At 64.2% G+C, this 14,305-nt stretch carries 12 protein-coding genes; 8 read left to right on the plus strand and 4 right to left on the minus strand.

Translation table 11 applies throughout. The features are described from left to right. Nucleotides 1-11: 11 nt before the first annotated feature. Nucleotides 12-824, plus strand: coding sequence for a DNA-binding transcriptional regulator (locus V6767_RS10800; protein ID WP_448473497.1), 813 nt, complete (start codon nucleotides 12-14; stop codon nucleotides 822-824). On the opposite strand, the gene V6767_RS10805 is transcribed toward V6767_RS10800, so the two are convergent. Next, nucleotides 788-1,816, minus strand: coding sequence for a VOC family protein (locus tag V6767_RS10805; protein WP_448473498.1), 1,029 nt, complete (start codon nucleotides 1,814-1,816; stop codon nucleotides 788-790). The two genes, V6767_RS10800 and V6767_RS10805, sit on opposite strands and share 37 nt — an antisense overlap. 310 nt (nucleotides 1,817-2,126) lie before the next feature. Between V6767_RS10805 and V6767_RS10810 the strand changes: the two genes are divergently transcribed. Then, nucleotides 2,127-2,990: an alpha/beta fold hydrolase gene (locus V6767_RS10810; RefSeq protein WP_448473499.1), complete on the plus strand. Its 864-nt coding sequence runs from the start codon at nucleotides 2,127-2,129 to the stop codon at nucleotides 2,988-2,990. Nucleotides 2,991-3,379: 389 nt separating this feature from the next. Here the strand turns inward: V6767_RS10810 and V6767_RS10815 are convergent, their stop codons facing one another. From V6767_RS10815 to V6767_RS10825, 3 genes are all read right to left on the minus strand, one after another. Further along, the gene (locus V6767_RS10815) at nucleotides 3,380-5,284 is read right to left on the minus strand and encodes a heavy metal translocating P-type ATPase (RefSeq protein ID WP_448473500.1); all 1,905 of its coding nucleotides are present in this window, start codon (nucleotides 5,282-5,284) and stop codon (nucleotides 3,380-3,382) included. A 175-nt stretch (nucleotides 5,285-5,459) separates the two neighbouring features. Then, a complete protein-coding gene (locus V6767_RS10820) occupies nucleotides 5,460-6,290 on the minus strand; it encodes a universal stress protein (protein WP_448473501.1) in 831 nt (276 codons plus the stop codon). 106 nt (nucleotides 6,291-6,396) lie between these two features. Next, on the minus strand, nucleotides 6,397-7,380 hold the full coding sequence (locus V6767_RS10825) for a zinc-dependent alcohol dehydrogenase family protein (RefSeq protein ID WP_448473502.1): 984 nt from the start codon (nucleotides 7,378-7,380) through the stop codon (nucleotides 6,397-6,399). A gap of 681 nt (nucleotides 7,381-8,061) precedes the next feature. On the opposite strand from V6767_RS10825, the gene V6767_RS10830 reads away from it, so the two are divergent. Genes V6767_RS10830 through V6767_RS10855 form a run of 6 tightly spaced genes read left to right on the plus strand, consistent with a single transcriptional unit; the run spans nucleotide 8,062 to nucleotide 14,277 of the window. Next, complete coding sequence (locus V6767_RS10830) at nucleotides 8,062-8,739, plus strand: DUF4129 domain-containing protein (protein WP_448473503.1); 678 nt, start codon at nucleotides 8,062-8,064, stop codon at nucleotides 8,737-8,739. Beyond that, nucleotides 8,736-10,088: a hypothetical protein gene (locus V6767_RS10835; protein WP_448473504.1), complete on the plus strand. Its 1,353-nt coding sequence runs from the start codon at nucleotides 8,736-8,738 to the stop codon at nucleotides 10,086-10,088. The genes V6767_RS10830 and V6767_RS10835 overlap by 4 nt, the downstream gene beginning before the upstream one ends. Continuing rightward, nucleotides 10,042-10,998, plus strand: a complete 957-nt coding sequence (locus tag V6767_RS10840; protein WP_448473505.1) for an AAA family ATPase — start codon at nucleotides 10,042-10,044, stop codon at nucleotides 10,996-10,998. Before V6767_RS10835 ends, V6767_RS10840 begins: the two co-directional genes overlap by 47 nt. Next, complete coding sequence (locus tag V6767_RS10845; protein WP_448473506.1) at nucleotides 10,998-12,311, plus strand: DUF58 domain-containing protein; 1,314 nt, start codon at nucleotides 10,998-11,000, stop codon at nucleotides 12,309-12,311. Before V6767_RS10840 ends, V6767_RS10845 begins: the two co-directional genes overlap by 1 nt. Further along, nucleotides 12,308-13,345, plus strand: coding sequence for a stage II sporulation protein M (locus V6767_RS10850; protein WP_448473507.1), 1,038 nt, complete (start codon nucleotides 12,308-12,310; stop codon nucleotides 13,343-13,345). The genes V6767_RS10845 and V6767_RS10850 overlap by 4 nt, the downstream gene beginning before the upstream one ends. After that, a complete protein-coding gene (locus tag V6767_RS10855; RefSeq protein ID WP_448473508.1) occupies nucleotides 13,342-14,277 on the plus strand; it encodes an RDD family protein in 936 nt (311 codons plus the stop codon). Before V6767_RS10850 ends, V6767_RS10855 begins: the two co-directional genes overlap by 4 nt. Nucleotides 14,278-14,305 lie beyond the last annotated feature (28 nt).

Genomic DNA, 14,305 nt, shown 5'->3' on the forward strand with positions numbered 1-14,305 from the left:
CGGAGGACCAAATGGAAGAGGCAAGCCCTACGCCCTACAAGACCGTGCAGGGTCTGTCGCGCGGCCTCGCTTTGTTGCGGTCGCTTAACCAGGCCGAGGGCGGGTGGGCCACGGTGCGGGAGTTGAGCGCGGCGACAGGGCTGCATCGCACGACGGTGCGCCGGCTTCTGGAAACGCTTCAGAACGAGGGGCTGGTGCGCCGGTCGACGTCTGACGACAGCTACAGGCTGACGGCCGGGGTCTACGGCCTGAGCGACGGCTACAATGAAGACGAGTGGATTTCGGAAGCAGCCTCCGCCGTGCTCGGCGAACTGCTGGTAAAGGTGGTCTGGCCCTCGGACCTGGCAACGCTTGACGGGCTTTCCATGCAGGTGCGCGAGACCACGCACCGTTTCAGCCCGCTGTCGTTTCACAAGGTCACGGTGCGCCGTCGCCTGCCATTGACCACAACGGCGCTCGGACGCGCCTATCTCGCCTTCTGTCCGGATGAGGAACGCGAAAAACTGCTTGCTGGCCTTGCGCGGCAGCCGGGTTCGCTTCTGGCGGAGCCATCGGCGCGGAGCGCCTTCGAGGCGCAGCTCGATGACTACCGGAAAAACGGTTACGCATTTGCCAATGGCGACTGGACCCGCGAGCAGAAGATCATGGCGCTCGCGGTGCCGGTCATGCATGGCGACAAGGTGGCCGGCTGCATCAATGTCGTGATGCTGCGTTCGGCCATGAGCCTGTCGCAGGCATCCGAGAAATATCTCGCGCCGCTTCGGGAAGCGGCGCGCAAGGTCGAAGACTACTTGGCCGGGGCGGGGACAGGTTCGTTGCGATAGAGCCCGGCGCAGCCGGTGGTGTGGCGCCCGCGGCTGCCCGTCGATGTGTCGATGGGATCGCCATACCAAGTCATGCCATCGGGAAAGGCTTCCTGTTCCCATTCGATCGCCTTCCAGTCGGGATCGAAAATCAGGTAGCCGCCGGCGTAGAGCTCGACGCGGTGGTCGGACCCCGGATCATGGATATAGAGATACATCGCCTGGCCGATGCCGTGCTTGCCCGGTCCGACGCCGTAGGAAACGTCGAGATCGCGCAACGTATCTGCCGCCGTCAGGACGTCGGAAAAATCCTGCAGGTTGAAGGCGATGTGATGAAGCTGAGCGGTCTTGTTGAGGCCGTTGGCGACAATAGCCAGATCATGCACCTGCGGCGTCACCGACATCCAGGAAGCCAGCACGGTTCCCGGCCGGTTCGGCAGATGGGCAAACTCGCGGCGTTTGAAACCGAGCGTATCGCGCACCCAGCTTTCGGCCTGATTGATGGTGTCCGGCGAGGTCTGGATGTTGAAATGATCGATCCGGCGCACGCCGAGGCCGCGACGTTTCGAACTGTTGGACGGCAGGCGCGAGCGCATGCTTTCCGGCGCCAGCGGCTTTTCCATGTCGTAATAAAGTTCGAACGGATGACCGCCGCCGGGCAGAAGGAAACGGATCGCTTCGCCGCGTCCGGCTTCGGCGCCGGCCGGAACCTGGAGAACCTCGATGCCCTGCCGGGTCAGCTCCTCATGGAACAGCGCGACATCCTGCGGGCGCTTGACGCGGAATGAGAACGCATTGACGACGGCCTCTTCCTGTTCGGTCAGAACCAGGGAATGATGTCCCAGTTCCTGATAGCAGCGCAGATAGGACACGTTGCCCTTGCGCTCGACCTCTTCCATGCCCAGCGTGTCGCGGAAGAAGAATAGCGACTTTTCGATGTCTTTCGTGCCTAGGTTGACGGTGCCGCACTGGGCAATCTGCGGGCCGGGGTCGAATTGATCTGAAAATGCCATGGAAAGCCTCCCTGAAAATGGCAACACTGTTCCGGCCGGGAAACCGCCTGCGGGCTTCCTGGACATTGCGTCCCGGCCGCGACATGCGCGGCGCTGGCCTTCGATCATGAAAACGGTGCGCGAACGCCGCTCCTCACAGCATTGGGTCCGCGTCGTCTGCTTTTCACTGGCTAACAGAGGCAAAACGAACCGGACAATCGCCAAATCGGCCTCGTGCACAATGTGCACAGCATGGGCTGGCCGTTTGCGCACGCCGGGGCGAGATCGTTAGGTTCGCCTCGAAGAAAGCGCCATCACCGGAGGAGACTTCATGGCCCAGCTATTCACGGCGGAAGCGACCAGCCGTTTCGCCGAGATCGCCCACGGCGACAGCACGTTGAAAATTCACTACAATGATTGCGATCCCGGCCTCGGCGGCGAGACGGTGATCATGCTCCACGGTTCCGGTCCAGGCGCCACGGGCTGGGCGAATTTCAATCGCAATATTCAACCCCTGACCGACGCCGGCTATCGCGTCGTGCTGATGGATTGCCCCGGCTGGGGCGAAAGCGACACGGTCATCTCCGAAGGCTCCCGCTCCGATCTGAACGCGCGGATGCTGAACGGCCTTGTCGAAAAACTGGCGCTCAAGAAGATACACATCATCGGAAACTCGATGGGCGGCCACAGCGCGGTTGCCTTCGCGCTCGCGCATCCCGAAAAGGTCAGCAAGTTGATCCTGATGGGGGGCGGCACCGGCGGCACCAGCCTGTTCACGCCGCAGCCCGCCGAAGGCATCAAGCTAATCGGCGCGCTTTATCGCAATCCCACCATCGAGAACCTGAAGAAGATGATGGATGTTTTCGTCTTCGATCCGAGCGACCTCACCGAAGAGCTGTTCGAGACCCGGCTGAAGAACATTCTGGCGCGCCGCGACCACCTGGAAAATTTCGTCAAGAGCCTGGCGATCAATCCGCGCCAGTTCCCCAATGTCGATCACCGGCTGCACGAAATCACCGCCGAAACGCTGATCGTCTGGGGTCGCAACGACCGCTTCGTGCCGATGGACACCGGCCTCAGGCTGGTGGCGGGCATAGAGAAGTCGGAGCTGCACGTTTTCAATCGATGCGGCCACTGGGTTCAGTGGGAACACGCCGACAAGTTCAACCGGATGGTGCTCGACTTTCTGGCGTGAGTGATGCCCTACCTTCGCCCCCGTTCGACCAGCGCCGACCATTTGAAGAAGAATGAAGCCTTTCTATCTGGCAATGGCCTGAGTCTGACATTCGACAGCAGAAGCCGAAGGGCAAGTCGTTCGCAAGGCAGAGGATGAAGTTCTTCTCCCGGACCATCTGCAGAGAGAAAGTGAAGATCGCCGGCACGGCCCCGAAAAACGCAAAGGCATGGACATGGCCATCGACCCAGGCCTCCGCTAGCGCCGCCGCGTTCCGGTTGCGGCCGTGAGGTCATGTAGCACTTTCACCATGCGGGTCTTGGTTGGTCGTGTAAACCGATACCGGCGACCGGTATCTCCGTCCCATTCGATGCGATTCATTATGTCGATCTCAAAATGAAAGAGCCGGTTCATGCCCTGGCTTCTTGCGCGCTATCGAAATGACCGGGCGCGCCTTCCTGCCGGAGGGAAGCGGGCGCGCGCGGGGCGATACTTAGAGCGCGGAGTGCATTCAGGATCACGGCGACGTCGATCGCCTCCTGCAAAAGCGCGCCCTGCACCGGGGTGAGATAGCCGAAGGCAGCGGCGATCATCCCGAGCACTGAAAGGCTGATCCCTGCAACCACGCTTTGGACGGCGATGCGGCGCGCACCGCGCGCAATCTGGATACCCGAGCCGAGCCGGTCGAGGTGGTCCACCAACAGCACCACGTCCGCCGCCTCGGCAGCAGCTGCCGCACCCCGAGCCCCCATCGCAACGCCCACGTCGGCGGCGGCAAGCGCCGGGGCATCGTTGACGCCGTCTCCCACCATCATCACCGGCCCGCGCTTGCACTCGGTCAGCACGAGAAGCACCTTCTGGTCCGGCGTGAGGCCGGCGCGCAGCCCATCAATGCCCACCCCCTCGGTCACCCGTTCGGCCACTTCCGTGCGGTCGCCGGTGGCAAGAAGAATACGCGCTACTCCCTCGCGGCGCAGACCGTCCAGCATCGCGCCGGCGCCTTCGCGCAAGGGATCGGACATGACGAGGTGACCGGCCATGCGCCCGTCTACAGCGACAGCCACGAGGACCGACCCGGCGGCGATGGCGGAATGATCGCCGGGTCGCCGTCCGACGCGAGAGGCGACAAAGGCGTCTCCACCCACAATGACGTTGCGGCCCTCGACATGCCCCACGACGCCTTCGCCCGCGATCTCCGCCACGTCCGAGGGAACGGGCAGAGAGAAGCCCCGCTCTTTCGCTGCGGCAACGACGGCCTGCGCCACCGGGTGCTTCGATGCCTGGTCAAGCGATGCCGCGAGCCGCAGGATATCGTTTTCCGCCATGCCCTCATGGCTGTCGATCGAGACGATCTGCGGTCGGCCCTCCGTCAGCGTGCCGGTCTTGTCGAGGATCAGCGTGCGGATGCGCGCCATCGTCTCGAGCGTCCCCGCGCCCTTGATGAGCACGCCGAAAGACGCCGCGCGCGAAAGGCCCGCGACGAGCGCCACAGGCACGGCGAGGATCAGCGGACAGGGCGTGGCGACGACCAGCACGGCAACCGCCCGGACCGGATCGCCCGAAACCCACCAGGCGGCAAAGGCTATCCCGACGGTAACCGCGAGAAAGCCCAGCGACCAGCGATCCGCCAGCCGTGACATCGGCGCCCTCGACGCCTGCGCCTCTTCGACCAGCCGGACGATCCCGGCATAGGTGCTGTCCTTCGCCTCGTGCGCGGCCGTCAGGTCGAAGGCTTCGCCCGCGTTGGTCGACCCGCTCATGGCGTCGTCCCCGTGCGCCAGGCGTACCGGGAGGGACTCGCCGGTCAGCGCCGAGGTATCCAGGAAGGCCGTTTCGGAGGCCACCGTGCCGTCCGCCGGCACCACATCGCCCTGCCGGATCAGCAGGCGGTCGCCAGGCACGATTTCGTCGAGCGGCACCTCTTCGATCCCGCCATCGCGATGCCGGGTCGCTGTCCGCGGCACGCGGGACAGGAGATCATACATCTCGCGCCGGGCGCGACCCTCGGCGAAGGCTTCGAGGAATGTGCCGCCGGAATACATCACTGCGATGACTGCTGCCGCGAGCGTCTCGCCAAAGACGAGCGCCGCCGACATGGAGAGCGCGGCGACGATGTCGAGGCCCGCCTCGCCAGCGCGCAGGCCGCGCAGGATCTCGACCACAAGCACAACAAGCGCGGGAACGACACCGGCCGTCCAGACGAGGTCCGCGATACCGGCCCGCGCCGTGAAGTGGAACACAAGGCCCAACGCCAACCCGGCAGCGGCCAGCAGAAGAACTACAGTCTTGAGGCGATCGGTTCGGGTGGTTTCCATGGGGCCATCTTTATCCGGCAGAGGCTTGCTCTGAAAAGCGTATCGCACAAGGTCAACCGTCTCGCGCCGAGCACCTGCATCAAGGTTAGGCGGTGCGCTCGTGTGACAGTCTGCAGGCAGGCACTCCCCGGCATTTCGTGCGATCCTCGAATGCGACCCGCCGGCCGGCCGCGTTCTAGTGCCCCATCAGAACGGGAACTTCCGATCTCTTCAGGACCTCCCGCGTCGCGCCGCCAAGTACCCATTCGCGCAGACGCGTATGGCCGTAGCCACCCATGACAATCAGGCCGGCGTTGAGCAGTTCGGCCTCGTCGAGCAGGGTGGCGCCCACGCCCTTGCCCTCCGGCAGGGGGTTGAGCTCGACCGGAACCCCGTGGCGGGCGAGATGGCGGGCGATGTCATTGCCCTGGGTGACCCGCTCGATCCGGCCCAGTTCGTTGTCGCCGATCATGCAGACCGACACGCGTTCGGCCCGTTTGAGGAATGGCAGGGCCTCATCGACAGCCCGTGCGGCCTCCCGCGTGTTGCGCCAGCCGAGCACGATGGTTGAGAAATCAAGGGCAGAAACGCATTTCGGCGGCACAAGCAAGACCGAATGCCCGGCCCCGAACAGTATGGATTCCACCAGCGCCGCGGCTTCATGGTCGCCCTCCTGCGGCATCGTCGTGACGAACAGGTCGTATAGCCTTGCCTCTGCCAGGATGGTCTGCTGCCACCTGGACGACAGCACATCGAAACGGCGCAGTTCGTTCCGGACATCAAGGCCGGCAAGCAGATCTTCGAGCTTTGCGGCAATCCTGTCGCCCTTCTCCCGTGCCTGTCTTTGCATGTCATCGAGAGCGGACGCCGAATAGCTGTAAATCTCCGCCGCCGGCATGTCGGGCAGGCGATTGACGAAGACGCCGGAAAGATGGGCATCGAACATCACCGCGATCTGTCGCCCGGCTTCAAGGCGGTCCTTGTCGCCATCGCTCCCATCGAGGTGAACAAACAAATCCGCAATCATGTCGGCCTCCATTGTGCGCGTCGGATGGATTCATTCGACCACAGTTCGTCGGCAAAGGCGTTGATCATTGTCAATAAACGAGGCGGCAACCGCCGGCTCCGTTTCATCAGGGAACCAGAACCGCGGCGCCCTGAAAACGACCATGCCGCAGATCATCGAGGGCGCGGTTGGCCGCTTCGAGCGGATAGCGCTTGATCGTGGTCGAAACACGGGCGGCCTGCGCGACCTTCAGAAACTCATGGCCGTCCCGGCGGGTGAGATTGGCCACCGACAGAATATGCCTTTCCTCCCAGAGCAGGCGGTAGGGAAAGGCCGGAATGTCGCTCATGTGAATGCCGCCGCAGACAACCCTGCCGCCCTTTCGGGTGGCGCGGAGCGCCAGAGGCACGAGTTCGCCGACCGGCGCGAAGATGATGGCCGCGTCGAGCGCCTGCGGTGGCGCGTCTTCAGATGCACCGGCCCAGGTAGCGCCGAGGCGCCGGGCATGGTCCTGGCTCGCGGTATCGCCGGCGCGCGTGAATGCGTAGACTTCACGACCCTGCCAGACGAGCACCTGCGCAAGGATATGCGCCGCCGCGCCGAAGCCATAAAGCCCGATGCGCTTTCCCTCGCTCGCCATCTTCAGCGACCGCCATCCAATCAGGCCGGCGCACATCAGCGGGGCGGCGGCCGCCGGATCATCGAACCCATCCATGGGAAAGGCAAAATCCGCATTGGCGATCACATGCGTGGCAAACCCGCCATCCCGCGTGCAGCCGGTAAACTGCGGGTCGTCGCAGAGGTTTTCGCTGTCTTCCAGGCAATAGGCGCAATGGCCGCATGTGTGCCCGAGCCAGGGAATGCCGACCCTCTGCCCGACGGCGAGCGAGGCCACGCCGTCGCCGAGCTGTTCGACGATCCCGACGATCTCATGGCCGGGAATGACGGGCAGCCGCGTTTCGGGCAGATCACCGTCAACGACATGCAGATCGGTCCTGCAGACGGCACAGGCCTCGACCCTGACCTTTACCTCTCCCGCGCCGGGAACAGGGTCGGGCCTTTCCTCCAGAGCCAGCGGCGTTCGCAACGCCCGAAGAACCATAGCCTTCATGTCATCGCTCCGAAACCGGACTGTCAATCCCGCCAGCCCGCCATGTCTCAAAGAACCGTGATCCGGTCATCGACGTACCTGTCGCCGACTTTCGGCACGATCTTGATAACGCACCTCATGCCGATTATGCCGGCATGCCGCTTTGTATTCAATCTATAATTGTTTTTGCTCATAGCCACCCCAACCGTATGACAGCGGATCGAGCCCGCCTCGTGTTTTCTGTAGTGGACCGAACACTGCTCGAGCAGAATCTTGCCGCCGAAGGCGGGTGACGCAAAAGAGCAACCCGGCATCGCCAGTCAAATGCTATTATTGCAATACAGGCGCCGCCTTGCCCGGCGACAGACCCAACCATGATCCGCCGCGCGACCGCCTGCGACAGGGCCGGAGTTTTTCCAGCCTGCGAATACTTCACGTCTGACCCCGCCTCTTAAAGCCGGAAAATACCGCCCGGTTTCGGAAGCCCAAAACGCTGAAGCGAGCAATGTAAATCCGTGTCGGCCCAAACCCGATGAGCGCGAGAATGCTATCCCTGCATCACAGGCTTTGAGGAAGAACCGTTTCAAAGATAAATCGACAGCAGGTCCCGACGTTTCCGCGCGTTTGAAGCCGACTTAAACACATGCTATGGCCAAGGCAGGGTTCTACAAGGCGGATTCGATGAAGGCAGAAAGCCGTATAGTGTCAGCTGGTTATGCGGTCTTTCTGCTTGTGATCGCAAGTCTCGCCGTCGGTTGCACGGAGGCGACCGACCGTCCGCTCGATCCGCCCCGGGGCCCCTCGGGCGAGGCCTATCTCGAGGCGGTCGAGGGCAAGGGACTGCAGACCGGCATAAGCTACAGTTCCGGCGAGAAGGAGGTTCCCGAGCTTCCCGACAGGCCTGAGCATGGCGATTTCGACATCGGCAAGTCGGCCGGCTGGGCGCTGATCGCGTTTCTGGTGCTGGCCTTGGCGGTTCTTGCCTTCCGCTCCCGCAATGTGTTTGCGGAACTTGCCGGCGCCAATGGGGGACGCGCTTTTTCCGCCGCCCCACGCCGCGAGCAACCTGCGTCGTCCGCGATCGACCATGACCTTATCGAGCAACTGCGCGGCGAACCGGATCATCGCGAAGGCCTGCGCGCCGTGCTCCAGCGTTTTCTCGTTCTCGCGGCTGAGGAAAACAGCATTCCGGTCAAGCGCAGCCTGACCACGCGGGAAATCATGCAGCGCCTGCCCGGCGGGTTTGCCCAGCGCGACGCGCTGGAGACGCTGGCTTTGGAAGTCGAGCGCGTCGTTTTCGGCGGCCACGCCATCGATCCCGCGCAGTATCAGCATTGTCTCGACCTTGCGGCCCCGTTCCTCAGGAGGGCCAAAACATGAGCGACCGACCGCAGGACAATGCTTCCGGCAATTCCGCCCCTCTCATCATCCTGGCCTTGGTTGTGATTGCCGGGCTTGCGCTGATGTATTTTTCCTCCCCTTCGAGCCGCATCGACCGCAGCGCCATCGGCACGGACGGGCTCGCGATCTGGCTGCAAGACCAGGACATCGCGGTTGAAAAGACGGCGCCCGAGGAGATCATCGGGCAAAAGACCCCGATCCTGCGCATCCTGCCGCTTTATGACACCGATCTGACGGTCGGCCCCCGGGAAACCGAGGAGCTTGAGGCAGGAAGCCCGCGCGCGACGCTGCGCAACCTCTCGCTCGAAGCATTCCGGTCGAAGATCGAAAGCGCGGATACGCTTGTGATCCTGCCCAAATGGCGCAGCGACATGATCACCAGCGGCACCGCCGATCCCGATGTGCTTATTCCGCCGGGACAGATGACGATCTTCGGCCTCTGGCGCGGCCCCACGGTCGCGGCGGCCGGCGATGGTTTCGTGCAAGCGCCCGTCACGAAAGAGCTGACGGACGAAACGCTTGACGGCGAGGCGGCGCTTTATGCGCCGCGGGTGCTCAGCGATATCGTCGACGATGCCTGCCTGCCGGTCCTGTCCCTTGCCGGCAGAGGCACGCTGCTTGCCCGCTGCGATGATCTCTGGGGCGAGGGCAGCAGCTTCTACCTGCTATCCGACCCCGATCTGGTGGACAATCACGGGCTTGCCAATGGCGACAATGCGGATATCGCAATGGCGATGATCGCCCCGCTTGCTGCGGGCCGGCCAGTCTATATCGACACGACCACCTACGCCAATATCACCGACACAAGCGGCCAGGACCCGCGGACGCGTTCGCTCGCCGATCTCGGCCGGTTTTTCGAATACCCGTTCTCGCTGTTCTGGGTCGGCCTTGTCATCGCCTCCGGGCTCGCGCTCTGGCGCGGAAGCCGCCGTTTCGGCGCGCCGGTCGGCGAAGTCAATGCCCTCGACATGGCCTCCAAGGCGCGCACCATTACGGCTTCGGCAAGGCTGTTGCGGCTTGCGGGCAGCGAGCGCGATCTCGTTTCGGCCTATATCCGGGCCCGCATCGAGACGCTGGACGGCATCGTGCTTGGCCCCGCGCGCCGGCCGATGGCCGCGGACGCGGTCGCCTCCGAGATCATCCGCCGCGTCAGCCACCGCGTTCCCGAAACCGGCAAGCGTCTTGCGGAGGCCTATGGCAAACTGGCCGGAGACGACCCCGAGACCCATCAGCGCCTCGCGGCGCTCATTCCCTTTGAAGAAGCATTTCAGGAGACCCTCGATGCATTTGGATACGCTGCGCGACCTTCGCGACCGGCTGACCGGTGAGATTGAAAAGGCGGTTCAGGGGCAGGAGGCGATTGTCGAACTCCTGCTGATCTCGCTGTTCGCGCGCGGCCACTGCCTGCTGGAAGGGCCGCCCGGAACGGCCAAGACCCTGCTGGCGCGCAGCCTTGCCGCATCGCTGACCCTCGATTTCAAGCGCATCCAGTTCACGCCGGACCTGATGCCGGGGGATGTGACCGGCTCGAACATCTTCGACTTCGATGCGCGCCGCTTCGAACTCATCAAGGGGCCGATCTTCACCGATATCCTGCTGACCGACGAGATCAACCGCGCGCCGCCGAAAACCCAGGCCGCCCTCCTGCAGGTGATGAGCGAACGCCAGGCGACGATCGACGGTGTGGACCATTCCGTCGGCGACGTCTTCTTCGTGATCGCGACCCAGAACCCGATCGAGCAGCAGGGCACCTATCCGCTGCCCGAGGCGCAGCTCGACCGGTTCCTGTTCAAGCTGGTCATCGATCATCCGGAGGAAGCGGCGGAGTTCGAAATCCTCAAGCGCCACGCCAATCAGGGGCTCGACGCCCATGCGCGGCAGGCGGCGATAACCCCTGTCGCCGGTCTCGAGGAAATCCGCGCCGGACAGGCGCTGATCGACGACATCCGCCTGGACGAGACAATATTGCGTTACGTTCTGGCGCTGTCCCGGGCAACGCGCGAGGATGGCGATATCGCGCACGGCGTGTCGACGCGCGCGGCGGACGCCCTTTGCGGCGCGGTCCGCGCCCGCGCGGCGCTCGACGGTCGCGACTATGCGCTGCCCGACGACGTCAAGGGCCTGTTCGTTCCGGTGATGCGCCATCGCATCGTTCTGGGGCCGGCGGCCGAGATCGAGGGCCGCACGCCGCAGGCGGTGCTGGAGGGCATTCTCGACAGAACCGAAGCGCCCCGCTGATGCGTCCCTCCGTCCTGCTCCTTCCTCTGGCCTGTGCTCTGGCGGTCTTGACGGTCGCGGTTCTCGCAGCACCCGCGGTTCCGGTCGAAATCGTGGCCGGGGCATGGCTGCTACTCGGCGCGGCGGTGATCGCGGACTGGGCAGTCAGCCCCGGCGCGCGTCATTTCGCCATGGAAATCGACGCACCCGCCGAAATCTTTGCGGGCGAGGAAGGGGTTGTTGCGCTGCGACTGAAGGGCAAGGAGGGCACGCACGCGGTCGCGCCAACCGCCGGCCGTCTGCGCTGGCCGGAGGGGCTGGACGGACCAGGTGACTTCAGGCTGATGCCCACGAGTGCGCATATCGCCGCCGCCGACCTGCCGGCCCGCGCGCTGAAACGGGGCAAGTGGAAGATCGCGTCCGTCTCGACGCTGCGCAGAAGCCGTCTCGGCCTTCTCGATCTCATCGCCAACCATCCGCTCGACCGCGAGATCGCCGTCGTTCCGAGCATCCGCGCGATCACCTCGGGCGCGATCGACACGCAGCTCGCCACGACAGAGTTTGGCGCAAAGGCCGCCAGCGTCCATGGCGAGGGCTCGGAGTTTCATCAGCTTCGTGAATTCGTGGCCGGGATGGACACCCGCATGATCGATTACAAGCGGAGCGCGCGCCATGGCGGGCTGGTGGCGCGCCAGATGCAGGCCGAACGCAACCACGCGATCGTGCTGGCGCTCGATAACGGACATCTGATGCGCGAGCCGATCGACGGGCTCGCCAAGATCGACCACATGATCAACGCCTCGCTGGCGCTGGCCTGGGCCGGCATCCAGAGCGGCGACAGGGTCGGGCTGTTCGCCTTTGACGCAAGGCCGCGCCTGTTCGTGCCGCCAATGGAGGGCCGGCGCGCCTTCGCGCAGCTGCGATCGCACACGGCGGCGCTGGACTACCGACTGGTGGAGACCAACCACACGCTGGCGCTCAGCCATCTGCACCAGCGCCTGTCCCGGCGCAGCCTTGTCGTCGTGTTCTCCGACTTCGTCGATACCACGACGGCGGAGCTGCTGATTGAAAACGTGCAGATGCTGAACCGGCATCACGTGGTCGTTTTCGTCAGCCTGCGCGATCCGCTGCTTGCGGCCTATCACCACAAATCGGTGAATAACCTCGCCATGGTCTCGGAGGTCGCGGCTGCCGCCGATCTCGAGCGCGAGCGCCGGCGCGTGCTGAACAGGCTTTCCCGGCTTGGCGTGTTCGTCATCGAAACCGCGCCGGGCGGGCTGAGGCCGGAACTGATCTCGACCTATCTCTCCATCCGCTCCCGGGAGCTGATATGAAAACATCCGGCGAAATCATCCGTTCAAGCCGTTTTCGCCTCGAGCGCGAAAGCGACTGGCTCAGGCTGCAGACCATTCTCGACCAGGCGGAACGGCGCGGCGTGAAAAGCCTCGCCTTCTCGGATGCCCGCGATCTGGTGACGCTGTACAGGCAGGCGGTCAACGCGCTTTCGGTGGCGCGAGAGATATCGCTCGACAGCGCGATTGTCGCCTATCTGGAGAGCCTGTGCGCACGGGCCTATCTGGTGGTCTACGCGCCGCGCGCCAGCATTCGCGGCATCGTGTCCCGCTTCTTTCGCCAGGGCGCGCCGCTGGCCTTTCGCCGCTCGGGTATCGAGCTTGCCATCGCCTTTGTCCTGATGGTTCTGGGCGGGGTGGCCGCATTCGCGCTGACGCGCACGGACCCGACATGGTTCTATGCCTTCGTGCCGGAAAGCCTGGCGGCCGGGCGCGGACCGCAGGCCAGCGCCGATGCGCTGCGCCGGGTGATCTACGACAGCGAACCGGGCGCGCTCGACCAGCTCGGAGCTTTCGCGACCTATCTGTTTTCGCACAATACAAGGGTCGCCATTTTCTCCTTCGTCCTTGGCATCCTGGCTTGCGTGCCGAGCGGGCTGCTGATGCTCTACAATGGCAGCGTCATCGGTGCGCTCGGCGCGATCTATGCCGACAAGGGCCTGGGGCTGGATCTGTTCGCCTGGCTCTCGATCCATGGCGTGACCGAGCTTTCGGCCATCGCCATCGCCACGGCAGGCGGCTTCCGGCTGGGGCGCGCGGTTCTGTTTCCCGGCGATAAAACGCGCAAGGCCGCGCTTTCCGATGCCGCGCATGATGCGGTCAAGCTCGCCGTGCTGGCGGCCCTGATGCTGGTGGCCGCCGGGCTGCTGGAAGGCTTCGCCCGGCAACTCGTGACCGCGCCGGTGTGGCGGATCGCGATCGGCTGGAGCATCGGCGCGCTCTGGTTCTGCTGGCTGCTCGGCGCCGGGCGGCAGGCCGGCAACACCCACCCTGTTACCACGGAGGCGATATCATGAGCGCCGAAACAGCCACAATAGAGCCCGGAGCCGCCAACGCCAGACGCAGCGGCGGGAAGGCGAAAGCGGGCGGCCGGCTGCTGACCATCATCCCGCCCGAGGGCGTGCCGTTCGATCTCAGGATCGCCAGCCTGTTCGCCCGCGCCGGCGCGCAAATCATCGACATCATCATCACGGTAGGCGCCAGCCTGCTGTTGCTGGTGGCGGTGGGGCTGATCGGATCGGTGGATTTTGCGACCGCCACGGCAATCGCATCGCTGATCTTCCTGTTCATCGGGACGCCCTATTATATCCTCGCCGAACTGCTCGCCAACGGCCGCACGCCGGGCAAGCGGATGCTTGGCATCCGCGCGGTCTCCGTTAAGGGTGGCGGATTGTCGGTGCATCAGATCGTGGTGCGTAATCTGCTCAAGGAAATCGAGATCTTCACGCCGATCCTCATCCTGTTTTCCGCAACGCCCGACAATATTTTGATCCCCTTGATCGCACTGGTATGGCTGATTGTCGTGATCGCCTTTCCGGCATTTACCGCGCACAGCCAGCGCATCGGCGACCTGATCGCCGGCACGGCGGTGATTGCAAGGCCCGCTGCGGCGCTTCTGCCCGATCTGGCCAGCGCCCCCGCAACGCCATCGGCCGAGCGCTTCGTCTTCACGCCCGCGCAGATGGACCTTTACGGCGCCTATGAGCTGCAGGTTCTGGAAAAACTGCTGCGCGGCGAGCGAAACGAAATCAGCCGTCCGCGGCTTTCCGACGCCGCCATGCGCATTCGCCGCAAGATCGGCTATGAAGAGGCCGTCGCGCCGCATGAGGATGAAGCATTCCTGCAGGCGTTCTACACCGCCCAGCGGGGCTATCTCGAACAGAAGAAACTGTTCGGCGACGCGCGCGCCGACAAGCACTATGGAAGCGAGGGTTCGGTCGCCGACTGACGGCATTTTCCATTGAAACCATGGACTT

The sequence above is a fragment of the Martelella sp. FLE1502 genome, assembly GCF_053484255.1.